The sequence below is a fragment of the Halomonas sp. BLK-85 genome (genome assembly GCF_044792155.1).
Classification (GTDB): Bacteria; Pseudomonadota; Gammaproteobacteria; order Pseudomonadales; family Halomonadaceae; genus Vreelandella.
Genome location: NZ_CP087731.1, coordinates 476,266 through 501,750, shown reverse-complemented (window position 1 = coordinate 501,750; position 25,485 = coordinate 476,266). Strand labels below are relative to the sequence as shown.

Genomic DNA, 25,485 nt, shown 5'->3' with positions numbered 1-25,485 from the left:
AACGGCCCCCCTCAGCTGTAGCTGGCATCGGCCAGGCGCACCATGCTCAAAAAGCCGGTCTCCGGGTCACGGTAGGAGCCAAGCTCCAGCACGCCACGGGCCTGCAAACGGATATTGAACGGCACCACATCCACGGTGCGCTTGGTGTAAACGGCCAGGATGTCATCCGGCCAGTCGGCTTCGGTCTCGCAAAACGGGCAGACCGCCATTGGAATTCGGGTAAGGACAAAAAATTCACTCTCGGCCTTCAGCGGTGGCGCCATGAAACCGTCCACGGTGATGCGCTTACCTTCAAGACTTAAGGCGAGATCGGAAACGCCGCGATCGCGGGCATACAGATCACGCAGCTTGATCACAGTGTCTGCCTGAGCCAGCCGAGATACCAATGGCGTGCCCACAAGCAAGCCCGCCGTAGCCAGGCCAGAGGCGAGAAACGTGCGTCGGTTCATGAAAACTCTCCACAATGCAGTGCCGGGGAGGCCTAAGACCTCCCCGGATAGTGACGATGGTGCCTTGGTTACTCAGCGCTAGCGGCGTAGTGCATGGCGTGGAAGACCACGTTCTGCTCGATGCTGCCGTTAAGCAGGTGAGACCAGGGGCCAACCGCGTAGACGGCAACATCAGGGCCAGCGTGGGTTTCAGAGCTTCTGGGCACCAGCGCTTGCTGGATGTAGTCGATATCGGTGGCCTGCTCTTCGGTTACCTCTGGGCGAGTACCGAAGTAGTTGCCGTCCTGCTGCTGGGTCATTACTGAGCCCGGGCCGTTCAGGTATCCGGCTACCGTGTAGGGCTTGTCATCGGCGCCCAGCACTGGCTCACCGGTGTGCTCGACGCCGTTGCCGTCGATTTCCATGCACAGTCCAAGGATGTCAGAACCGCGTCCGCAATAACCGTTGAAGGCCAGGGCGTGCTCGTGGTCAGCGGTGACGATGACCATGGTCTCGGACAGGTCGACCATGCTGATGACGCGCTCAACGGCTTCAGCAAAGGCGGCGCCGTCGGTGACAACGCGTGCCAGGTTACCGGCGTGGTTGGCGTGGTCAACGCGGCCGGATTCTACCTGCAGGAAGAAACCATCTTCGTCGTTAGACAGCGAGGTGACGGCGGCTTCGGCCATGTCAGCCAGTGACGGCTCGTCAAAGCGGTCGGCTGAGTACATCATGTGCGAGCTTTCAAACAGACCCAGCAGCGGCGTGCCGTCGACCGGGGCATTGGCGAACGACTCGTCGTTGTGGGCGTGGTAGGCACCCAGCTCGGTGGCACGTTCCACCAGGTTGATGCCATCGGTACGACGGCCCGTGCCACCAACCGGTAGCTCTTCACCCTCAGGCGCAAAGTGACGGTAGCCACCGCCCATCGCAACCGAGACCAGACCGGCTTCCATGGCGTCGATCAGCTGGGTGGCAATGTCTTTCTGGGTGTCGCAGCCTTCAGGCAGCTTGGAGTCGTCTTCGAAACCACGATCAACCGTCTTGGAATAAACCGAGGCCGGGGTGGCGTGGGTGACCCGCGCCGTGCTGACGAAACCGGCAGACTTGCCCAGGCCATGCATGATTTCAGTGATGCTGGTGACTTCATTGCCGGGCAGCGTGGAGCAATCGCCACGAGCAACGTTCTCGTTGACGCCGATGATGCCCGCCTTGGTCTTGACGCCGCTCATCATGGCAGTACCGGTACCGGCACTGTCTGGTGTCTGGGCGTTGACGTTGTAGGTCTTGGCCAGCGCCAGGTTGGGGAATTCTTCGTAAGGCAGGACGAAATCATCGCCCAGACCGCCTTCCTGCTGACCCATGAACAGGCGCGTGGCGTAGTTGGTGCCGACGCCGTTGCCGTCAGCGATCATCAGGATGACGTTCTTGGCAGTGTTGGTGTTGGCTTGCTTGGCAAGCTCGGCCTGAATGCGGGCCTGACCGGCGGTGAACCAGTCGTTATCAGTCTGGGTGACGTCCTGAGCGACAGCAGGAGATGCCAGTACAGCAGTGGCCAGGGCGAGGGGAGTTATGCAACGAAGCATCGGGATAGCCTCAACAAGTGGATGAGGCTGCAACCTTAACTTTGATTAGTTGCAGTTCTGGGTTATAGCTGTTTCATTCAGGTTAATATTTTACTACTGACCTCATCAGTCAATTCCCAGGCGGCACACAAGCATGGCATTCACAACGAGCAGTGAGCTGGGAAGGAGCAAATACCGAAAGGGCTGCCCATTTGGCAGCCCTTTCAGGCAATATTGACGTCTGCTCCCTCAACTTGCTACCCGTTTGGCAACTCAAAGATTACTGTCATCTAGAGTCTGACGGTCGGGTCACCAAAGCCTTGAGGGACATAGAGATTGTGCTCACCGAGATTTTTCACGTCGGTTTCACCACATAGCCCCATGGTGGTATCCAGTTCTTTATGAATAATTTCAAGTGCCTTGGTCACGCCTGCTTCACCGGCTGCCCCCAGGCCGTAGGTAAAGGCGCGGCCGATGTACGTCGACTTGGCCCCCAGTGCCAGTGCCTTGAGTACATCCTGGCCGGAACGGATGCCAGAGTCGAGGTGCACCTCGATATCATCACCCACTGCGTCCATGATGGCGGGTAGCATGCGGATCGAGCTGACGGCACCATCCAGCTGACGACCACCATGGTTGGACACGATGATGGCATCGGCGCCAATTTCAACCGCCCGCTTGGCATCAATCGGGTCCATGATGCCCTTGACGATCAGCTTACCGCCCCACCACTCCTTGAACTGAGCAATACGTTTCCAATCCAGCGATACATCAAAGGCTTCCGCTGTCCAGGTCGACAGCGAGGAAGGGTCTGTCACGCCTTTGGCATGGCCCACTATATTGCCAAAGGAACGCCGCTTGGTTTGCAGCATTTCCAGCCCCCAGGGCACCTTGGTGGCCATGTTGGCAATCGAGCGGACTGTCAGCTTGGGCGGAGCAGAAAGCCCGTTCTTGATATCCTTGTGGCGTTGGCCGAGCAGCTGCAGATCAACGGTCACTACAATCGCCGAGCACTTCGCCGCCTTGGCACGCTCGAACAGACGGCGCATAAAGTCGTCGTCCTTGAGCGTGTAAACCTGGAACCAGAACGGCTTGGTGGTGTGTTCAGCGACATCTTCAATGGAACAGATCGACATTGTGGAGAGTGTAAAGGGCACACCAAACTTTTCTGCGGCCCGTGCCGCCTTGATCTCGCCATCAGCAGACTGCATGCCGGTCAAGCCTACCGGCGCCAGCGCCACCGGCATGGCCACATCCTCGCCAATCATCTGGCTTTTGGTGGAGCGCCCTGCCATATCCACCGCTACCCGCTGTTTGAGATGGATATGCTGGAAATCGCTGGTGTTCTCGCGAAAGGTCTGCTCTGTCCAGCTGCCGGATTCCGCGTAGTCGTAGAACATTTTGGGGGTTCGACGCACATAGCGGCGGCGCAGATCTTCGATATTGGTATACACCGGCATAACAACTCCTGTTAATCAGCATGCGTGATCATTCGGTCATCTTGCGCTATCGTCCAAAAGCCTCTACCACCATGAATGACAGCTTATATAATTGTATCCCAAAAAGGACAAAAAATAATCGGTTGTTAAACATTCTTGTCAACAGGAAAGGCCATCATTTGATGGCCTTTACCAGACTTACACCAGCGTGAAGATTGTCTCAGGGTGAAACGATAATCTTGACCTGGGATTTGTCGTTGAGCAGCGCTTCGAACCCCTGCTCAACCACCGCTTCAAGAGGAATGCGCTGGGTCACCATATCTTCCGCACGGAAGTAGCCTTTCTGCATCAGCGCCATCACCGCCGGATAGATATGCCGATAGGCAATAATCCCCTTCATGGTGCGCTCCTGAATGACCAGGTCATTGGGCTGGAAACTGGCCTCGCCTTCCCAGATACTCACCACCACGGTTTCACCACCCGCATGGGTACTATGCAGCGCCTGGTTGAGTACCGCCGGAATGCCGGTGACCTCGAACGCCACGTCTACGCCGCCGTCGCTGAGCACCTGCAGTCTGGCAGCCGCATCTTCCTGCTCGGGGTCGATGACCACAGCGCCCAGCGATTCCGCCTTGGCCTTACGCGCAGCAGAAATTTCTACCGCGTAGATCTGCGCGGCCCCTGCCGCCTTCAGTGCTTCAATGGTCATCAGGCCAATTGGCCCGGCACCAAAAACAGCCGCGCTATCACCGGCTTTCAGGCTGCTCTGGCGTACCGCATGTAACCCAACCGCAGCAGGCTCGACCAAGGCCCCTTGCTCAAAGCTGAGGTCATCTGGCAGCACATGCACCATATGCTCGCCCATGACCGTGAACTCGGAAAAACCGCCGCCTCCGCCGGACAATCCGTGAAAGCCCAGTTGCGGCGACAGGTTGTAGCGCTCCATCAAGTAGGCGCCATCCTTATTGGGGGAAAGAATTGGCTCGATCGCCACCCGGTCGCCCACCTTGACCCGGGTGACCTTGTCGCCAACGTCCACGACTTCACCGGCAAATTCATGACCCATGATGATTGGTGCCTTGTCACCGCTGATCGGATGGGGTGCATCCACCGGGATAAAAATCGGCCCAGCGGCGTACTCGTGGAGGTCGCTGCCACAGATTCCGCAGGCGACCACCTTGACCTTGACCTCATGGGGATCGCGGATGCTGGGCACCTCGGCTTTTTCAACGCGAAGATCCTTGGCAGCGTACCAGACGGCTGCCTGCATGCTGGATGTACTCATAAGCCAGGCTCCTTATATTTAATTACGCAGTGTGGTGAACAGGCTGAAGGCCATAAACCGGTGTTTCAAGCCCTTCCATACGTGCCTTGAGCTGCAACGCCAGGTAATGCGAGTAATGACGCGACTGGTGCAGGTTGCCTCCGTGGAACCATAGCGCTTGCTGCTGGGTGGGCTTCCACATGTTGCGCAACTCACCTTCCCATGGCCCCGGGTCCTTGGTGGTATCGGACCCCAAGCCCCAGCACTTGCCCACCTTGTCCGCCACTTCCTGTGAAATCAGCCGCGCCGCCCAACCGTTCATCGAACCATAGCCGGTGGCATAGACAATCAGGTCGGCTTGCAGCTCACTGCCGTCGCTTAAGGTGATCGAGTGCGGGTTGATATGCTCAATGCCCACCCCGCTGCGCAGCTTGATATCACCACTGGCTACCAGGTCACAGGCACCTACATCAATATAGTAGCCAGAGCCCCGGCGCAGGTATTTCAGAAACAGGCCAGAGTCATCATCGCCAAAATCAAGCAGGAAACCGGCGTCTTCCAGCCTTTGATAGAAGTCAGCATCACGCTTACGCACTGTGTCAAAGGCTGGGCGCTGGAATTCTGGCAGTACCTTATAGGGAATCGAGGCGAAGAGCATATCTGCCTGATCGTGAGTCAGACCATTCTCCACCGCCTGCTCTGAGTAAAGCGGCCCCAATACTTCCTCCATCAGGGAATCCGACTTGACGATATGCGTTGATGAACGCTGCACCATGGTGACGTCAGCATCATGCTCCCACAAAGCAGCAGCAATATCGTGAGCTGAATTGTTCGAACCAATGATGACGCACTGCTTGCCCTTGTAGGCATCCGGCCCGGGGTGCTGGCTGGAATGCTGCTGTTCGCCCTGAAAATTTTCCGCACCTGGAAAGTTCGGCACATTGGGCATTCCTGACATTCCTGTGGCCATGACCAACTGCTGGGGCCGCAGGGTAATTTCCTCGCCAGCACGGTTGACCTTGACTACCCATTCACCAGCGGCATCATCATAGTGGGCACCTTGGCATTCCGTGGAGCTCCAATAATTCAGTTCCATCACCTTGGTGTACATTTCCAGCCAGTCACCGAGTTTGTCCTTGGGCGCAAAGACCGGCCAGTTTTCCGGGAAAGGCATGTACGGCAGATGGTCGTACCAGACCGGGTCATGCAAACAAAGCGATTTGTAACGGTTACGCCAGGAATCACCCGCTTTCGGGTTACGCTCAATGATGATGGTAGGAATGTCCATCTGCTTGAGCCGTGCGCCCAGGCCAATACCGCCCTGACCGCCGCCAATCACCACGCAATAGGGCTGTTGGGTATAGCCCAGCTCAGCTTCTTCACGGGCGCGGCTTTCCTGCCAGGTTTCGCGCTGCTTGTTGGCACCATGTTCCGCTCCTTTAGGCCGCTGGTGATTAAGCGGTTCAGGAAAGTCGTCTAGCGCCTGCATAGTAGTCAATAGCGTCCAGCATTTACCGTTTTTCAGGCGCAGGTAGCCTTTCCCGCTAGCCACCGCCGTGTTAAAGGTCACCCAGCCTTCGCAGACAGTGTCGCTCTGGGTGGCCTCGCCTTCCAGCTGCCAGTCCGTTGGCTGGGTATGGGCCAAGGTGGCCTCGAGCATGGCGCGTATTTCCTCTCGGCCCTCACAGGTTTTAAGGTTCCAGGTGAAGGTCAGAAAATCGCGCCAATAGCACTCATCGGCAAACAGCGCTGTCACCTGGGCAATATCACCGCTTTTAAGGGCGTTATCGAATTGGCTCAGCCAGGCTTGAACCGTTTCAGTGGCATTTTGTTGTGTCATGGATTCTTGTGTCATAAGACGATCTCCAATCGAGCATTATTGTTGTTGGGTGAAAGCGCTATATAAAGCGCCTTGTGTGCAACCACGCCCATGACAATGCAGCTAGTGTGCCAAACCACTCAATAAAATCATAAATTATTGAAAAAACTGGATTAAAAAGTCAATCAAGATGCCTTGAAAAGGCTTTCCAACGCGAACACCTGTCACCCTTTTTACACTCGGGCATTACAGGTGTAACAACTCAACAAAGGTCGTAGGCAAATGAGCAGCAGGCGCGTTGACTCCTTGAAGGCAGCACCTAGGCTAAAAGGTAGCCAAACGTTTAATAACAATAATGATCACCATACTGTGAGCCTGCCATGTCAACTTCAATACCCGCTCGACTTCACGCTGAACAGCGCCAACATATCAAGCATATCTTCCAGCTTAGCGAGGGGATGCCCCAGCATGCGCCTGAGCAGCTCACTATTCGCCGCTCCTGGCTGCGCTGTCTGAATGAATACCGTCTGGACCCCACCCAGCCACGCCCGGCACGGGTAGTCCCCCAACAGACCCTGATCGAACACCGTGAGTCGGTCGATGAGCTTTTGCATGTGGCCCGCGCCGGGGTAGAACAGCTTTACACTCAGGTGGCTCAACTCGGCTATGTATTGTTGCTGACCGACCATCGTGGCATTACCGTCGAATTTCGCGGTGATCCGCATCATGATAAGCAGTTGCGCAAGGCGGGGCTTTACTTGGGTGCCGACTGGGATGAACGCTTTGCCGGCACCTGTGCGGTTGGTACCTGCCTGCATGATCGCCAAGCCATTATCTGTCATCGTCAGGAACATTTTGATGCTTCTCATATTTCCCTGACCTGCACGGCGGCTCCGGTCACTAGCCCCAACGGTGACGTGATGGCTGTACTGGATATTTCCAGCCTTGATTCGCCGGCGGCACATGACAGCCAGAACTTCAGTCTGTCATTAGTAAGGCTGTATGCCCGCATGATTGAAGACGCCTATTTTCTGCAGAGCTATCGAAACTGTCTGTTGGTACGTCTGGACACCTCACGGGAGTTTGTCCACGTCAACGGGCGCGGGCTGATCGCCATTGAGGAAGACGGCCAGGTGATTGCCGCCAACGCCGTTGGGCGTGAGCTGATCAATCGCCACCAGACGCGATGGCCAGCCTGGTCGGCGGAGGCCGCGCCTAGACTGGCAGAGCTGTTTGAATGCGATATAAGCGATGTGCTGAGCATTAACAGCGCCACCCACGACCAGGTGCGCGCCTTTCGCACCCGGGCGGATGACACAATTCATTTTATCAGCCTGTTAGAGCCCCGCCAGAATAGCCAAAGCCAGCTGCTCAAACGGCTGTCCTCAACCTTGCCGGTACCCTTGGCCCGTCTGGGAGAGGATGACCCCAACATCCGCAAGCTGCAGAGAATTGCAGCAAAATTACGTAACGAAAAGCGGGTCAATATACTTATCAGTGGTGAAACCGGAACAGGCAAAGAAGTGGTTGCACGCGCCTTGCATCAAAGTGGACAACGCGCTCAAGGGCCCTTCATAGCAGTTAATTGCGCCGCCGTTCCTGAAGCCTTGATTGAAAGTGAGCTGTTTGGCTATGAAGCAGGAGCCTTTACAGGCGGGAGAGCCAAGGGGATGCGTGGACTGATTCCCCAGGCGAACGGGGGCACCCTGTTTCTGGATGAAATAGGCGATATGCCGCTGAGCTTGCAAACCCGCTTGCTCAGAGTACTTGCTGAAGGAGAAGTGATGCCGCTCGGTGCGAGTGCTCCTGTCAATATCGATATCCGTGTGATTACTGCCACTCATCGCGACATTGACGCCATGATTCAGAGCGGCGACTTCCGTGAAGATCTTTATTACCGGCTGAACGGCGCCCAGCTGCGTTTGCCTGCCCTACGTGATCGTGCAGACAAACACTTCGTTATTCGCCAGGTGTTCGATGAACTCGTTGCGGAACGCACCCATGATACACCGCCCCGCCTGCGCGCCGATGCCATCAGCGCCCTGCTTGCCTACGCCTGGCCAGGCAATATCCGCCAGCTTAAAAATGCGCTTGGATTTGCTCTGGCCACCGCAGACAGTGACGAAATTACAGTGAATGACCTTCCAGATCAGTGCCTGAGTCAGCGTATAACCCGGCAAACAGCTTTTCCTGCACGCTCTGAGCAGACAGCCCCCCCCGATCAAGAAGAGCCACTTTTAGGCTTGTTGCGCGAACATCAGTGGAATATCAGTGCTGTGTCTCGCACGCTGAATATTTCCCGCCCTACCGTTTACAGGCGTATGCAACGCCTGGGGATCACACCGCCCAACTGGAACCATTAGAACGTTGACCTGCTATCACACTCGCGACCATTGCCCTTTTGATGCATAGCTATACGTAGTATGCGTGGCTGGATGGTTACCCATCAGCGGTGAGCAACAAAGCGCTGTCTCAACAGGCTCCAGAACTTCACAACATCAGGTATACCGCTGTAATCCCTGATACCGTTGATTGACTTAAACGCAAGATTACGCCAACTTGGAAGGTTGCCTTTTTTGAGCTGACATGGCTGTCGGCTCGCCAGGCTGCCTTGCAAGGCCTTCGGTTATCACTCCACCACACGTTGAATTTTTTGTGACCTGCCTGAAAACACAAGACAGAGGCCAAACGCTGAAGTTCCCAGTGTTTTAGGGGTATGCAACTCATACCAGCCCCTGACCACCTTTACCTGCTACAAGACTTATCACTCCCCTCAATCAGTAAAAGTTTTGTCTTACCCAACCTGTCGGTCTGTGAAAAATTGCCGCTCACTTTGTTGCTGCAAATTGCCTTTTGTCCGTCCGGTAAGCTGTTGATGGTTTTTTTGTATTTATCCACCTCTTCGATACAGTGAGTTCCACGCAGTCAGTTAGCGCGTTGGCAATTTAGCACTGTAATTATTTCGATTGTCAGCGCCCGAGCGAGCTGTTGGAAATAAACTGTTGCAAGCTATCGGAGTGACTCCATGAAAAAGCTACCGCTATATGCCTTGGCCCTGACCGGCTCTATTCTTCCCCTGACGGCCAATGCCCAGGCCGAGTGTGGCGACGTATCTGTTGGCGAGATGAACTGGACGTCGGGCGGTATTGCCGCAGGCGTTATCGAGTTCTTTTTGGAACAAGGGTACGGCTGTAACGTCACCGTCGTTCCTTCTGCAACGACAACGGCCATTACGTCACTGGCAGAAAATAACGAGCCCGATATTGTTCCCGAGCTTTGGGTTAACTCAGCACCGGCATATTTCCGCCTGGAAGAAGAAGGCAAACTGGTCAAGGCCTCGGATACCTTCAGTGATGGCGGCACCGAACACTGGTTGATTCCCGCTTACCTGGCTGAAGAGCATCCGGAGCTGACCAGCATTGAAGGTGTTCTGGAAAACCCCGAACTGGTCGGTGGGCGTTTCCATAACTGCCCGGACGGCTGGGGTTGCAGGATTGTCAATGATTCCCTGATTGAAGCATTCGAGTTGGAAGAAAATGGTATCGAGGTCTTCAATCATGGCTCAGGCGAAACCATGCCCAGCGCAATGGCGTCTGCCTATGAAAACGAAGAACCCTACTTTGGCTATTACTGGGGGCCTACCGCACCACTCGGCCAGTATGACATGGTGGAAGTAGATCTTGGGCCATACGATGAAGAGGTCCACGCCTGTAATCAGGATGAAGAATGTGACAGTGTCGGCGTATCTGGTTTCCCGGCAGCCGATGTCTACAACGTCACGACCGCTGATTTTGCCGATCGCGCGCCTGAAGCCTTCGCACTGGTCGAAAACGTCAGCTTCTCCAATGAACAGATGAGCGCGCTGCTGGCCTGGCACTCCGAGAACGAAGCCAGCGTCGAAGAAGCCGTCGTCCACTTCCTGCAGAACAACCAGGAGCAGTGGATGAGCTGGCTCAGTGAAGAAGCACAAGCCAATCTTGAAGGACTTTTCTAAACCTTAACAAGTTAACAAGGCTGAAAAGCTCGAACGGGCGCTGGATTGATTTCCAGCGCCCTTCAAGGGTTTAAATATTTATTCTTTCAAGGTAATCCCATTATGGCCGCATATGATTTCGTGTTCGATAATTTGGGGCTGCGCAACTGGTGTGGTGAAAAAACCGGTGGCAGCATGAACATGGCAGACTTACTTTCAAAGCGCTCTGCAGAAACGGAAACTTCTCTATGGGATTTGCCTTTCCCCTCGCTGGATAATCTTCACGACGCCTGCCCGGCCATTGCCCAGACCCGGCAACTGACTTCTGGTCTGGAGAGTGGCTTTTTAGGCATCAAGAATACGCTTACCTTTGTCATTGATCCTGTCACCCAACCCTTGAGCTGGATGCTCAGCGGGGCCTTGACAACCTTCCAGTCGACGCCCTGGTGGATCATGATCCCGGCGCTACTCGCTATTGTATACATTGCGTCCAAGTCGCTGAAGCTGGTGGGCATGGTAGCGTCATTCCTGCTGTTTCTTGCCTTTATTGACCACTATGATTATTCGATGCAGACGCTGGCCATCATTTTTGTCTGCTCGGTGGTCTGTGTGTTGCTTGGAGTTCCCATAGGCATTGCCATGTCGCGCAGCGACCGATTACAGCGCAGCCTGATACCGATATTGGATATGCTGCAGACATTACCCCCCTTCGTGTATCTGATTCCGTTGATTTTCCTGTTCTCGGTCACCGAGCCCAAGCTCTACGGTATTGCCATTATCCTGTATGCCATTGTGCCCGTCATTCGTCTGACGGACCTGGGTATCCGTCTGGTCGACAAGGATGTTATCGAGGCGGCCAATGCCTTTGGCATGACCAAGCGCCAGAAACTCTACGGCGTGCAGATTCCTCTGGCATTGCCCAACATCATGGCCGGTGTTAACCAGACCATCATGATGAGCCTGGCGATGGTCGTCATTGCCTCCCTGGTCTCCGCCCCCGGCCTGGGTGTTCTGGTATTGCGCGGGATTCGTAACCTCGAACTGGGCGTTGGCCTTGTGGCAGGGTTAGGTATCGTTCTACTGGCCATCATGCTGGACCGCGTTACCAAAGCCGCTCTTGCACGTGTCAACACTTCCCAGCAGCAATAGACCAGGATTTCTATCATGAGTGATCAGGTTAAAGTATCAATCCAACACCTCTATAAAATATTTGGCAATGATCCTCTCACAGCGTTGGAACACGTCAAGGCAGGTATGAACAAGGCCACGCTGCTTGAAGAACATGGTCATGTGCTGGGGTTGCAGGATATCAATGTGGATATCATGGCGGGTAAAATTACCGTCATCATGGGGCTATCCGGCTCGGGTAAATCTACCCTGATCCGTCACCTCAACCGCCTTATCGACCCCACCGACGGGGCGGTACTGGTAGACGGTGACGATATCATGGGCTATGACGAACAGGCCCTGCGTGGCTTACGCCGCAACAAGATGTCGATGGTCTTCCAGAAGTTCGCCCTGTTGCCACACCGCACCGTGCTGGAAAACGCTGCCACCCCCATGCTGGTGTGTGGCGAAAATCCCGCCGAGGCAAAGAAGGAAGGCACCAAATGGCTGGATCGTGTCGGCCTGCAGGGTAACGAAAACCAGTACCCGCACCAGCTTTCCGGCGGCATGCAGCAACGTGTCGGAATTGCCAGAGCGCTGACGTCCAACTCGGATATCATGCTGATGGACGAGGCGTTTTCAGCCCTGGACCCACTGATTCGCACCGATATGCAGGACCTGCTGCTGGAACTTCAGCAGGAACTGCAGAAAACCATTGTGTTCATTACCCATGACCTGGATGAAGCCCTCAAGCTTGCTGATCATCTGGTGATTCTCAATGAAGGCTATATCGTCCAGCAGGGCGAGCCCCAGGATATCCTCCTACACCCCAACGATCCGTATATCATGGATTTCGTGAGGGACATCAACCGCGCTCGGGTATTGAGAGTGCGTTCGGTGATGGAACAGACCACGCAGTCAGTTGACGATATTGCCGGTGATATTGACGGCGATGACACCCTCGAATCGGTGATTGCCCTGTCAGAAGGCAACACCCAGCGGGTCTACCGCGTTGTTCACAACGGTGAACAGATCGGCATCCTGAATATGAAGGATCTGGTCCGCGCCCTTGTTCCGACCACCCCACCGGAAAAGGACACGGCAGCCGCATAAAGCTGCCTTCCCAAAGCCTAAAAGAAACAGAAAGGCCACCCCAGGGTGGCCTTTTTAACGTCTTAATCACGCATTAGCGATAAGATCGCTTACTCGCCATCAGTCACCGCACCGGTGCTGGCGGAGCTGACCTGCTTGGCGTACTTGGCCAGCACTCCTTTGGCATAGCGCGGGGTGGGCTGCTGCCAAGCTGCGCGGCGGCGGGCCATTTCGTCATCACTGACATGCACATCAATGGTGTCGGCTTCAGCGTCAATGGTGATCGCGTCACCATCTTCCACCAGTGCCAGAGGGCCACCGACGAAGGCCTCCGGAGAGACGTGGCCAACCACAAAGCCATGGCTACCACCTGAGAAACGGCCATCGGTAATCAGAGCAACGTCATTCCCCAAGCCACGCCCCATGATGGCAGACGTTGGCGTAAGCATCTCGCGCATACCCGGGCCGCCCCTGGGGCCTTCATAACGAATCACCACCACGTCACCGGCGACCACAGTGCCATCGTTAATACGCGCCTGCGCTTCCTCTTCAGAGCCAAACACCCGCGCCGAGCCGCTGAAACGGGTGCCTTCCTTGCCAGTGATCTTGGCCACGGCGCCTTCCGGTGCCAGGTTGCCGAACAGGATGCGCAGGTGGCTTTCCGCCTTCAGCGGGTTACCCAGCGGAGCAATGATCTGCTGATCCATGGGGTAAGGCTCAACGTCCGCCAGGTTTTCCGCCAGCGTCTTGCCGGTAACCGTCAGGCATTCACCGTTGAGCAGACCCGCATCGAGCAGAATCTTCATCAGCGGCTGGATGCCGCCAATCGCCACCAATTCGCTCATCATGTAGTGCCCGCTGGGGCGCAGGTCAGCGAGCACCGGCACACGCTTGCCGATGTCGGTAAAGTCGGCCAGGCTCAGTTCGACGCCTATCGTCCTCGCCATGCCAATCAGGTGCAGCACCGCATTGGTAGAGCCACCCAGGGCAATCACGATGGTGATGGCATTCTCGAAGGCTTCGCGGGTCATGATATCGGAAGGCTTGATATCCCTGGCGAGCAGTTCCAGCACCGCTTCACCGGCCGCCTTGCAGTCATCGCGCTTGTCCTGGGAAATCGCGTTCTGCGCCGAGCTGCCCGGCAGGCTCATGCCGAGTGCTTCAATGGCAGAGGCCATGGTGTTGGCCGTATACATGCCACCGCAGGAACCTGGCCCCGGAATGGCGGTTTCTTCGATGTTCTTGAGCTCGATCAGATCGATATCACCCCGCGAATGGGCGCCCATTGCCTCGAACACCGAGACAATGTCAGTGTGCCCTTTGCCGGGCATGATGGTGCCGCCATAGACAAAGATGCCGGGGCGATTCAGGCGCGCCAGGCCCATCACACAGCCCGGCATGTTCTTGTCACAACCACCAATCGTCACCAGACCATCAAAGCCTTCACAGGCTGCTACGGTTTCAATCGAATCGGTGATCACTTCCCGCGACACCAGCGAATACTTCATGCCCTCGGTGCCGTTGGCAATGCCATCCGAAATGGTGATGGTATTAAAGATAACCCCCTTACCACCGGCCGCATCGGCACCATCACGGGAAAACTCCGCCAGCTCGCCAATATGGCTGTTACAGGGGGTCACCATGCTCCAGGTGGAGGCAATGCCTATTTGCGGCTTCTTGAAGTCATCATCAGTAAAGCCGACGGCACGCAGCATGGCACGGCTGGCGGCTTTACCCGGGCCATCAACGACCTTGGATGAATGACGGCGGGAAGTATTTTCAGAATCGGTCATGGATATTTTCTCTTGGCTTGACTCAGGTTACCTGCATAGCTTGGCGGGATATGCTGTTTCCCGCAAGATGTAGAACTTATGGCACCATAGCGGTACTGCCACCGTTGTAAAGGAATACTGCTTTCATGTCTGACCCTTCACTGTCACTACCGCTGTCATCCACGCCGCTCACACCGGGTTTTATGGTCGTACATGGCAACCGCCTGGAAGACCTGCGCCACCTGGCGGTGGAGTGGATGCGCCTGCACCCGCTGGGGCCGCTGGAAAACGAGACCCTGCTGGTACAGAGCAACGGCATTGGCCAGTGGTTAAAGCTGGCGCTGGCAGAAGACCCGGAAAACGGCGGCGCAGGGATTGCCGCGGCCCTTGATGTAACGCTGCCTGCACGCTTTCTGTGGCAGGCCTACCGCACTGTGCTGACGCATATCGACCAGGACGGCGAGGCAGTACCGGAAACCTCGCCGTTTGATAAATCGCGCCTAGTATGGCGGCTATTACGCCTCTTGCCCGGCCTGGCAGAACAAGCAGCCTTCGCCCCCATCGCCCAGTTTCTGGACACCGACCGCGACCAGCGCAAGCATTACCAGCTGGCGGAGCGGCTGGCCGATCTGTTCGATCAGTATCAGGTCTACCGCGCCGACTGGCTGGACGCCTGGGCCAGAGGTGAGGATGTGCTGATTACCGCACGCGGCGAAACACGCCCCCTGGATGCACACCAGCGCTGGCAGCCCGAATTATGGCGCATTCTGCGTGACGACGTGGCAGCCACCCAGGGTGACGCTGGCCTCAACAGCAGCCGCGCCCAGGTGCATCAACGCTTTCTGAAGGCCGCTGAACAGCTTGAGGGCCAGGCATGCCCACCCGGGCTGCCCCGGCGGCTGATGATTTTCGGTATTTCATCGCTGCCCAGCCAGACCCTGGAAGCGCTGGCGGCCCTGTCCCGCTGCTGCCAGGTGGTGCTGTGCGTGCACAACCCCTGCCAGTTCTACTGGGCGGATATCATCGAACACAAGGATCTACTCCGCGCCAGCCGTTACCGCCAGCAGCGCAAACACGGTATGCCGGAAGCCTTGGATATTCTCGGCACCGGCGACGCCGATGAGGCCCTGCACCTGCATGCCCAGCCGCTGCTGGCGGCCTGGGGCAAGCAAGGGCGCGATTATCTGCGTCTGCTGGATGAACACGATGATACCGGCGGCTACCAGACCCTGTTTGAGCAGCAGGCACTGCGCATTGATATGTTTGAACCCTTCAGCGAAGAAGATGGCTGCCTGCTGACCCAGCTGCAGGACGATATCCGCGAATTGCGCCCGGTGGGGGAATCCGAACACCATTGGCCCACTGTCCCGCTGACAGATGATTCGATCGTCTTCCATCTTGCCCACGGCCCCCAGCGCGAAGTCGAGATCCTGCATGATCAGCTGCTGGCCGCCTTCAGCGCCGACCCAACACTGCGGCCCCGCGATATCATCGTCATGGTGCCGGATATCGACCACTACGCGCCGCACATCGATGCCGTCTTCGGCCAGCTGCCCAACGATGACCCGCGCTATATTCCCTACACCCTTTCCGACCAGGCCAGCCGCCACCGCCTGCCGTTGATGATAGCGCTGGAAAAACTTCTGCGCCTGCCAGAACTGCGCCTCTCAGTCAGCGATGTCATGGATCTGCTTGACGTGCCCGCCCTGCGCCAGCGCTTCGGGCTGGCCGAGCGCGACCTGCCGGTACTGGAGCGCTGGATGCAAGGCGCTGGCATCCGCTGGGGGCTGAACGCCAGGCAACGCCAGACCCTGGCTTTGCCCGAAGGGCTCGAGCAGAACACCTGGGCCTTTGGCCTGCGCCGCCTGCTGCTTGGCTATAGCGTAGGCGATGGCAACGCCTGGCAGGGCATCGAGCCGTTTGATGACATCGGTGGGCTGGAAGCGGGCCTGGCCGGGCCGCTGGCCACCCTGCTGGAAAAACTCGAAGCCACCTGGGAGATTTTCTGCCAGCCCACCGATGCCGAGCAGTGGGTCGCGCGGCTGCGCGAGCTGCTGGAGACCTTCTTCCTGACCGAGGATGCCCAGGAAAGCCTGATGCTCGGCAAGCTGGAAACCGGCCTGCAGCAGATATTCGACAGCAGCCAGGAAGCCCGGCTCGACGATGCCCTGCCGCTTTCCATGGTGCGTGAACACTGGCTTTCGCAGATTGACGAGCACAGCCTTTCTCAACGCTTTCTGGCCGGGGCGGTCAACTTCGCCACCCTGATGCCAATGCGCGCCATTCCCTTCAAGCGGGTGTGCCTGCTGGGCATGAACGACGGCGATTACCCACGCTCCCAGTCACCCCTGGATTTCGACCTGATGGGCAATGACTACCGCCCGGGTGACCGCTCCCGTCGCGAAGACGACCGCTACCTGTTCCTCGAAGCCCTGCTCTCCGCCCGCGATCAGCTCTACATCAGCTGGGTGGGCAAAAGCCAGATCGACAACAACGACATGCCGCCGTCGGTGCTGGTTGGCCAGCTACGCGACCATCTCGACGCCGCTTGGCAGCTGGAAGAAGGCGCCAGCCTGGTTGACGCCCTCACCACCACTCATCCGCTACAACCTTTCAGCCGTGCTTACTTCAGCAACGCCGCCAACCGGCTGTTTACCTATGCCCATGAATGGCGAACCCTTCACCAACAACGCCCGCTAAAGGCCAGCCAGAGCTCACTGCCAGCGCCACAACGCCTGCCCGACAGCCTGACCATGCGCCAGCTGGGCCGGTTCCTGCGCGACCCGGTGAAAACCTTCTTCAATACCCGCCTGGGCGTGTATTTCGAGCAAGACGCCATTGCCGAGCTGGATGCTGAACCGTTCACCCTGGATGGCCTGCAGAACTGGCAACTGCAGGACCAGCTGATTGCCGCCCAGCGCCAGGCGGTTGATCAGGGCGAGCCGCGCATCGACGCTCTTCACGCCACCCTGGAGCGCTTTCAGGGCCAGGGGGTGCTGGCCATCGGCGCCTTTGGCGAGCGCATGCGCGAGGCCCTGGCAGAGCCGATGGAAGCGCTGTTCCAGAAGTACGCCGAAGCCCTGGAAGAATGGCCGGTGACCGTTACAGACACGCTGCCCGTCACGCTTGAGCCCCTGGATGGCCCGGCACTCGACGACCGGCTTGACGGGCTGCGTGAGAATTCAGACGGCCAACGCTGCCGCCTGGTGCTGCTCAGCAGCAGCCTGATCAAGAAGGGCAAGTATCACTGGCATCACCTGCTGCCCCACTGGGTGGCCCACCTGGCGGGCAACCTCCCCGGCCCGATGACCACACAGCTGCTCTCCAAGGCAGGCAACGTGACCCTGGAACCGCTGGACGCTGATACCGCCCGCGCACACCTGGAAACCCAGCTGGCGGCCTACGCCCGCGGGCTGCAGACGCCCCTGCCACTGGCCACGAAGGCGGCTTTTGCCTGGCTGACTACCCTGCAGAAACCCAAGAACAACGCGCCGGAGGATGCCTACAGCGCGGCCGAAACCGTCTATGAAGACGGCTCGCACCACAGCGGAGAAGTCAGCCAGAGCCCCTACCTCAGCCACCAATGGCCGCGTTTCGAGACGCTCTACCAGGCCCACACCGACCACGGCGACCACTTCCTCGGGCTGATGGAAGCGCTCTACGCCCCGCTGATTCAGGCAGTAAAAAAAGGAGCGGATCAATGACCCAACCCACACCCCTCAACCCGCTCACGCTGCCACTCCACGGCAGCCGCCTGATTGAAGCCAGTGCGGGCACCGGCAAGACGTTTACCATTGCCTTGCTGTATGTGCGCCTGGTGTTGGGGGGGCGACACAGCGAAGACGCCACGGCCTTTATGCGCCCGCTGACGCCGCCGGAAATTCTGGTGATGACTTTCACCAACGCCGCGACTCAGGAGCTGCGCGAGCGGATTCGCAAACGGCTGGTGGAAGCGGCGGGCACCTTCCGCAATTCCCTGGAACCGGCCAGCGCTGACTCTCTGCTGCTTGAGCTGCGCGACCAGTATGACCCGGCCGCCTGGCCTGCCTGCGCCCGGCGCCTGGAGCTAGCCGCCGAATGGATGGACGAAGCTGCCGTATCAACCATTCACAGCTGGTGCTACCGCATGCTGCGCGAGCATGCCTTTGATAGCGGCAGCCTGTTCTCGCTCAATCTGGAAAACGATCAGCACGAACTTCAGCAGGAAGTGGTGCGTGATTACTGGCGCACCTTCTATTACCCGCTGGATGCCGATGCCCTGGGCAGCATTACCCGCTACTGGTCATCACCGGATGCGCTTTATGACGACGTACGCAAACTGCTGCATGAAAGCGACGCCCTGGGCAGCCAGCGCCCCGTGCCCACCGCTACCCTGAGCGCTGCCGAGGCCGAACGTAGCCAACGTCTTGAAGAACTCAAAGCCCCCTGGAGGACTTGGGTCAACGAACTACGCCAGCTTTTTGATGATGGCCAAAAAGCAAAGCTCTTTGCTGCTGGCAAAATGCGCAAAGATCATCGAGGCAAATGGCTAGATAAAATTCAGCAGTGGGCAGAAAGCGATCTTATTCGTCCTGACTTAGATAAGAAGGTCACTGCATGGAAACGACTTACACCCGCAGGTATTGCTGAAATCTGGAACGAGTCACCTCCATCCCACCCGGCCTTTGAAGCTTTTGAAGCTCTACCCGCCGCCCTGGAAACCCTGCCCGAGCCGCGCAGCGATCTGCTGATTCATGCCGTTCAGTGGTGCAAGGTCCGCCTGGAGCGCGAGCAGGAACGCCGCGCTGAAATGGGCCCCAACGATCTGCTCACCCATCTTGACCGCGCCCTGCAAGGCCCCAATAAAGAGGCCCTGGCCGCGCAGATCCTGCGCCAGTTCCCGGTGGCTCTGATTGACGAGTTCCAGGATACCGACCCGATCCAGTACCGTATCTTCAACGCCGTCTATCAGGTTGCCCACCCGCGCCGGAATGCCGCCATGCTGCTGATCGGCGACCCCAAGCAGGCGATCTACGCCTTTCGCGGCGCGGATATCTTTACCTACCTGCAGGCCCGGCAAGACACCGATGGGCGCCACGTCACCCTGGGCACCAACTTTCGCTCCACCCACGCCATGGTCGAGGCCGTCAACCACTGCTTCCACTTTGCTGACCAGCACCCTGCCGGTGCCTTTCTGTTCCGTGCGCAGAGCGGTGACAACCCTTTACCCTTCCTGCCGGTGGGCGCCAAAGGCCGCAAGGAACAGCTGAGCCACAACGGCCAGCCGCTTCCGGCCATGAGCCTGTGGTGCCTGGAAAGCGACGAGCCGCTTTCAAAGTCCGCCTATCAGCCGGAAATGGCCGAACGCTGCGCCTCCTATATGGTGGAACTGCTCAGCGCCGGTCAGCAGGCGAAAAGCGGCTTTCTTGAGGATGACACCCTGATACCGCTCAAGCCCTCGGATATGGCGGTGCTGGTCAACGGCCAGCAGGAAGCCCGCGCCATTCGTCAGGCATTGGCCAGCCGGGGCGTGAAAAGCGTCTATCTTTCCGACCACGACAAGGTGTTCAGCTCACCGATTGCCTCTCAAATGGAGCGTTGGCTGCTCGCCTGCGCCGAGCCACTGGCCAGCTCCCGCCAGGCACAGGCACACCTGCGCGCCGCCCTTGCCAGCCCGGCGCTGGGGCTGGATTTTGCCGCCCTGGACCACCTTCAGCATGACGAGCTGGCCTGGGAAGCCAGGGTCGAGCAATTCAGCCACTACCACCGCCTGTGGCAGCGCCAGGGCGTGCTGCCGCTGGTGCGCCGCATCATGGTGGATTTTGATGTTCCTGCCCGCCTGCTGGCCGAGTTCCAGGAAGGTGAGCGCTTACTGACAGACCTGCTCCACCTGGGCGAACTGCTCCAGCAGGCCAGCGCCGAGCTGGATGGCGAACACGCCCTGATCCGCTTTTTGGCCGAAGCCATCGCCGACCCGGAAAGCCACGGCGACAGCCATAAATTGCGCCTGGAAAGCGATGCTGACCTGGTGCAGGTGATTACCATCCACAAATCCAAGGGGTTACAGTACCCGCTGGTATTTCTGCCCTTTATCGCCAATCATCGCCCGGTCAAACAAGACGACCTGCCGCTGCGCTGGCACGATCACCAGGGCCAGCTACAGCTAAGCCTGAACGCTGATGACACCCTCCTTGAACACGCCGACCGCGAAAGGCTGGGGGAAGACCTGCGCAAGCTCTACGTAGCGCTCACCCGCGCCCAACACGCCACCTGGCTGGGTGTCGCCGCGCTGAAAGAGCTGAAGGACAGCGCCCTGGGCTATCTGCTCAACGGGGGCCAACCCACTGACCCCGCCGCGTTAAGGCAGGCATTGGCGGCGCTGGCCGACGGCAGTGACATCCGCGTTAGCGAGCCGCCGCTGCCCAGCCTGCAGCGTCTGGACCCACCGCCACACAGCACCGCCCTTGGGCATGCCCGCACCCCGGCACGCCCGGCCAAGGAACACTGGTGGATTGCCAGCTACTCGGCGCTGCGCCTGTCCGGCACCCTGAACGCCCCCACCGCCACCCAGGAGGAGCCAGGCACCGCCCAGGAGGCCACCGCCCTGGAAGTGCTGGACGAGCCCCAAGAGCTGTCTCAAGAACGGTCTCAAGCGCTGTCTCAACCGGACACCTACCATCTACACCGCTTTCCACGCGGCCCCGGCCCCGGCACTTTTCTCCACGGGCTGCTGGAATGGGCAGGCAAGCAAGGCTTTGCAAGCGTTGCCAAGGACGTAGAATCCCTCAATGACATGCTCTGGCGACGGGTACAACTGCGCGGCTGGCAGGCATGGCAGGAACCCCTGGCCGGGTGGTTTTCAGCCCTGCTGACCACGCCATTGCCGCTGGCCAACGCCGAGCGCACCCGCGTGACCCTGGCCGAGCTAAAAAGCTGTCAGGTTGAGCTGGAGTTCTGGCTGGCCGCCAAGGCGGTCAATACGCGGCAGCTGGATGCGCTGGTCAGCCAGCACCTGTTGCCCGGTATGGCCCGCCCGGCGCTGGATGCCGATACCCTGAACGGCATGCTCAAGGGCTTTATTGACCTGGCCTTTGAGCACCAGGGGCGCTTTTATGTACTCGACTGGAAATCCAACTACCTGGGGCCGAATGACGCCGCCTACGCCCCGGACGCCCTATGCCACGCCCTGCTGGAAAAACGCTACGATGTGCAGTCAGCGCTGTATCTGCTGGCCATGCACCGCCTGCTCAAGTCACGCCTGCCGAATTACGACCCGCGCCAGCATCTGGGCGGCGCGATGACCGTCTTTCTGCGCGGCAGCCGCCACCCTGAGCGCGGCGTTTATGGCGCGCCTGCCCCGGTCGAGCTGATTGAAGCGCTGGACCGCCTGTTCAGCCATGAACCCAGTGCCCACACCCCCGAGGAGGCCAGCGCATGAGCCGCCAAGACGACCCCCAGACCCTCGACCTGTTTGGCGCTGACACTGACAGCGGCACAGCGCCGCCTGCCGTGGCGACTGCACCGCCCAGCCCCCACCCGGCGTTGAGTGACACCCAGGCGCTGCTTGAGCTGTGCGAGCGCTGGGTGGCCCGAGGCTGGTTGCGCGACCTGGACCGCGCCCTGGTGCGGTTTCTGGCCAGCGAAGCCGAGGGTGCCTCCCCCCTGTTGCTGCTGGCGGCGGCCCTGGCCAGCCATCAACTGGGCCGCGGCCATGTCTGCCTGGACCTGAACACCACCTTGAAAGCCCCTGATTTTGCCCTCTCGCTGCCGCCAGAAGGCGATGACCTGACCGACCCGCCACCGCTGCCCAGCGAGGTCTTGTCTACCCTGACCCTGGGCGAATGGCAAGCCGCCCTGCACCACCCGCTGCTGGCCAGCCAAGGCCCCGGCAATACACCACTGGTGATAGTGAATACTCACACAGGCCCAGCCAGCCAACCGGATGCCAGCACCAACACCCGCCTCTACCTGCGCCGCTACTGGCAGTATGAACAAAGCCTGCACCAGCAGATTGCCCAGCGCCTGAGCGCGACGGCTAACGAGGCTCAGCCCGACTTGCTCCCTCAAGCGCTGAATGTTCTGTTTGAAGCAACCGACGCCCTGAACTGGCAGAAAACCGCCTGCGCCCTGGCCACGCGCAGCCGTTTCGGCATTATTACCGGCGGCCCCGGCACCGGCAAAACCACCACCGTCGTGCGCCTGCTGGCCCTGCTGCAGACCCTGCAGCTGGCCCAGGCGCCAGATCAGCCGCTGCGCATTCGCCTCGCTGCCCCCACCGGCAAGGCCGCTGCCCGCCTGAATGAATCCATCGCTGGGCAGGTAAGCAGTTTGCCATTGGCACCGTTAGAAAAACTCTTAACGGATAGTGCTATAAGCGCAGACCAGACAAGCGACCAATCGCCCATAGCGATTCCTACGGAAGTGACGACACTGCACCGCCTGCTGGGCGCCCGCCCGGATACCCGCCATTTCCGCCATAGCGCCGCCAACCCGCTGGCGCTGGATGTGCTGGTGATTGACGAAGCCTCTATGGTGGATATCGAGATGATGGCCGCCGTGCTGAACGCCCTGCCCGCCGATGCCCAGTGTGTGCTGCTGGGGGATAAGGATCAGCTGGCCTCGGTGGAAGCGGGCTCGGTACTCGGCGACCTGTGCCGCCGCGCCGATGCCGCCCACTACACCCCGGCAACCGCCCACTGGCTGGAAAGCGCCACCGGCCAGCCGCTGCCCGATGCCTACATCGATGCCAACGGCCAGCCGCTGGATCAGGCGATTACCATGCTGCGGGTCAGCCACCGCTTTGATCAACACAGCGGGATTGGCCAGCTGGCCCAGGCCATCAATCAGCCGCGCCGCACCCAGAGCGACCGCGACAAACAGCAAGCCGTGCAAGCGGTGTTGCGCCAAGGCTATACGGATCTACATCACCTGACGCTAACCACGGACACCGCCCTGGATAAGCTGGTCATCGACGGCAGCCCTGCGGGGTTTATCAATAGCGGCAAGGGCCGCACCGACCACCAGGGCAAGCCCATCGCCCCACCCACCGGCTACCGCCATTACCTGGAGGTGCTGCAACGCCAGCGCCCGCACGGGGAATCCTTCGAGGCCAACCCGGCCCCCTTCAACGCCTGGGCCGCCCAGGTGCTCAACGCCTACAGCCATTTCCAGCTGCTCTGCGCACTGCGCAAAGGCCCCTGGGGCGTGGAAGGCTTGAACCTGCGCATCGCCAACACCCTGCGCGGGGAAAAGCTCCTATCTGGCAGTGACTACACCCTGGAGAAAGGCTGGTATGAAGGCCGCCCGGTACTGGTCACCCAGAACGACTATGGCCTGAAACTGATGAACGGGGATATCGGCATCACTCTGGCCGTGCCTGACCCGCGCTCAAGTTCAGGCACACCCGGCAAACCCCTGTTGCGGGTAGCATTCCCCACCGGCGACCCGGACACCCCGATCCGCTGGGTACTGCCCTCCCGCCTGCACGCGGTGGAAACCGTGTTCGCGATGACAGTACACAAATCCCAGGGCTCGGAATTCCACCACACCGCCCTGCTGCTACCGCCCACCCTCAACCCGATTCTCACCCGCGAACTGGTCTACACCGGCATCACCCGCGCCCGCGACTGGCTCAGCGTGGTGGAAACCAAGCCCGGGGTGCTTGATGAAGCGGTAGCGAGGGAAGTGATCAGGGTGAGTGGGATGGAGTGATTTAACGCTAAGCTTTGCGACCAGGGCCTGTTGACGATCTTTAAGGCCGAAAAGACACGTTAGCGAGCCCTATGAGCCACGAAAAACGTCTAATTCAGGCAATGATCACTCCCGGGTGTTCCTCGATACCTCTTTTTCATTTTAACTGTGCTCAATTCTCCCTGATGATACTTGTCCGGCGGTACTCATCTTCCGGGAACACTCGACCACTCAGAAGGGTTGCAAAGATATGCTTAAACACCAGGCCCGGCTTTCCACCCTGTCTGCCTGAACGGAAATAACTGTGCCCTTTGGGAACATCGTAAGCATTGTTGACATCGTCACAATCTACTGCATAGACATTGGACGGCGTACGGTGAATATCTTCAGGACCTGAATGGCCAAGCCTCCGTGAGGCTAGCTTATTTTTAAGGTTGGAGACTTTGCTGGCCCGCAGTGCCAGATCGTCGGACGCGAAATAGACAACAACGTTACGTGAGGCATGACAAATCAAGTCACCCCTCTGGCCGGACTCCAGCGATTCGTTTTTAATATCGGCGGCAACCATGAATGTGTTCCTGAAAACAAGTGGCAGGCCATCTGCCAGATCATAAGCGCCCCAGGCAACCAGTGTTTCACGCAGGACACGGTTACCCATGGAGTGCGCAAGGACATTGATACGTTTAAGACACGGATGATCTTCAGGGTTGTGCTTTTCGCTATCGCGCCAGGCCAGAAACTTCTGCAGAACCCGCTCAAACGAATAGGCACTGGCGTCGGCAGATTTTTGGTCGTCCCAGTAATCCTTCACGATACCCAGGTCGTTATCGCAAGGCCAGATTAAAGGAACGACAAGAACTTCATCCGGCTGTTGCCCGTTACAAAGCGCCTGCAACTCTTCAACTGCCTGAAAAACATCGTCGGGCAGATTTGAAAAGCCGTGAAGATAAAAAAGTAACTGGCGGTAGGGTGATGCTTTCAACCGCGACAGGAAGGCAATACTGCCAATTTCGATTGAGTTCCCATCCTCCAGGCGTTCGCAAAAGAAAACTGAATTACTTGGTGCGTTGTTGTTCAGATCAAACTTGAATTTGCGGCCGACCCGAGTCCGGATACTATTGATTGGGAAGCGGTTAGTAATGTAAAGCATGCCATGTCACCCTGATTGTGGTTATCGTTTCGGGTTGCATCCTGCGGTACATTATCCTTGTGATTACTGCATATCGGTTTTAATTCTAGCAGTTAGTTGTGGAGAAGAAATGGAACAAATGCTGCGAAAAAAGTAGCCGATCAGGATAGCGGGCCATGACGTGCCTGGCGAATAACGCCAGAGCGAAAAAAGACGCCGTTGCAGGCG

14 protein-coding genes are annotated in these 25,485 nt (G+C 58.3%); 7 read left to right on the top strand and 7 right to left on the bottom strand.

Annotated features, from left to right (window positions below; genetic code table 11):
• Positions 1-11: 11 nt before the first annotated feature.
• The 5 genes from LL947_RS02165 to LL947_RS02145 all read right to left on the bottom strand — a co-directional run bounded on the left by LL947_RS02165 (position 12) and on the right by LL947_RS02145 (position 6,551).
• Positions 12-449 carry a hypothetical protein gene (locus LL947_RS02165; RefSeq protein WP_290822260.1) on the bottom strand — a complete coding sequence of 146 codons (438 nt, stop codon included), beginning with the start codon at positions 447-449 and terminating at the stop codon, positions 12-14.
• A gap of 68 nt (positions 450-517) precedes the next feature.
• Positions 518-2,014 (bottom strand): alkaline phosphatase, encoded by a 1,497-nt coding sequence (locus tag LL947_RS02160; RefSeq protein WP_499833795.1) that lies wholly within the window; start codon positions 2,012-2,014, stop codon positions 518-520.
• 269 nt (positions 2,015-2,283) lie between these two features.
• On the bottom strand, positions 2,284-3,453 hold the full coding sequence (locus tag LL947_RS02155) for an alpha-hydroxy acid oxidase (RefSeq protein ID WP_404415855.1): 1,170 nt from the start codon (positions 3,451-3,453) through the stop codon (positions 2,284-2,286).
• 199 nt (positions 3,454-3,652) lie between these two features.
• Positions 3,653-4,717, bottom strand: a complete 1,065-nt coding sequence (locus tag LL947_RS02150) for a 2,3-butanediol dehydrogenase (RefSeq protein ID WP_499833794.1) — start codon at positions 4,715-4,717, stop codon at positions 3,653-3,655.
• A gap of 22 nt (positions 4,718-4,739) precedes the next feature.
• Positions 4,740-6,551, bottom strand: a complete 1,812-nt coding sequence (locus tag LL947_RS02145; RefSeq protein WP_499833793.1) for an NAD(P)-binding domain-containing protein — start codon at positions 6,549-6,551, stop codon at positions 4,740-4,742.
• Positions 6,552-6,895: 344 nt separating this feature from the next.
• Here LL947_RS02145 and LL947_RS02140 point away from each other — a divergent pair, with 344 nt between their 5' ends.
• The 4 genes from LL947_RS02140 to LL947_RS02125 all read left to right on the top strand — a co-directional run bounded on the left by LL947_RS02140 (position 6,896) and on the right by LL947_RS02125 (position 12,708).
• Positions 6,896-8,878: a sigma-54-dependent Fis family transcriptional regulator gene (locus tag LL947_RS02140; protein WP_499833792.1), complete on the top strand. Its 1,983-nt coding sequence runs from the start codon at positions 6,896-6,898 to the stop codon at positions 8,876-8,878.
• A 662-nt stretch (positions 8,879-9,540) separates the two neighbouring features.
• On the top strand, positions 9,541-10,509 hold the full coding sequence (locus LL947_RS02135) for an ABC transporter substrate-binding protein (protein ID WP_499833791.1): 969 nt from the start codon (positions 9,541-9,543) through the stop codon (positions 10,507-10,509).
• Between the two features lie 102 nt (positions 10,510-10,611).
• Positions 10,612-11,637 (top strand): ABC transporter permease, encoded by a 1,026-nt coding sequence (locus tag LL947_RS02130; RefSeq protein ID WP_404415847.1) that lies wholly within the window; start codon positions 10,612-10,614, stop codon positions 11,635-11,637.
• Positions 11,638-11,652: 15 nt separating this feature from the next.
• The gene (locus LL947_RS02125) at positions 11,653-12,708 is read left to right on the top strand and encodes a betaine/proline/choline family ABC transporter ATP-binding protein (RefSeq protein WP_499833790.1); all 1,056 of its coding nucleotides are present in this window, start codon (positions 11,653-11,655) and stop codon (positions 12,706-12,708) included.
• Positions 12,709-12,797: 89 nt separating this feature from the next.
• On the opposite strand, the gene ilvD is transcribed toward LL947_RS02125, so the two are convergent.
• The gene (ilvD, locus tag LL947_RS02120) at positions 12,798-14,480 is read right to left on the bottom strand and encodes a dihydroxy-acid dehydratase (RefSeq protein WP_404415841.1); all 1,683 of its coding nucleotides are present in this window, start codon (positions 14,478-14,480) and stop codon (positions 12,798-12,800) included.
• A 125-nt stretch (positions 14,481-14,605) separates the two neighbouring features.
• Here ilvD and recC point away from each other — a divergent pair, with 125 nt between their 5' ends.
• Genes recC through recD form a run of 3 tightly spaced genes read left to right on the top strand, consistent with a single transcriptional unit; the run spans position 14,606 to position 24,149 of the window.
• A complete protein-coding gene (gene recC / locus LL947_RS02115; protein WP_499833789.1) occupies positions 14,606-18,163 on the top strand; it encodes an exodeoxyribonuclease V subunit gamma in 3,558 nt (1,185 codons plus the stop codon).
• A complete protein-coding gene (gene recB, locus LL947_RS02110) occupies positions 18,160-21,876 on the top strand; it encodes an exodeoxyribonuclease V subunit beta (protein ID WP_499833788.1) in 3,717 nt (1,238 codons plus the stop codon). Before recC ends, recB begins: the two co-directional genes overlap by 4 nt.
• On the top strand, positions 21,873-24,149 hold the full coding sequence (gene recD, locus LL947_RS02105; protein ID WP_499833787.1) for an exodeoxyribonuclease V subunit alpha: 2,277 nt from the start codon (positions 21,873-21,875) through the stop codon (positions 24,147-24,149). Before recB ends, recD begins: the two co-directional genes overlap by 4 nt.
• 151 nt (positions 24,150-24,300) lie before the next feature.
• Here recD and LL947_RS02100 read toward each other — a convergent pair whose 3' ends face one another.
• Entirely contained in the window at positions 24,301-25,278 is a 978-nt protein-coding gene (locus LL947_RS02100) for an alpha/beta hydrolase (RefSeq protein ID WP_404415829.1), read from the bottom strand.
• Between the last annotated feature and the right edge of the window lie 207 nt (positions 25,279-25,485).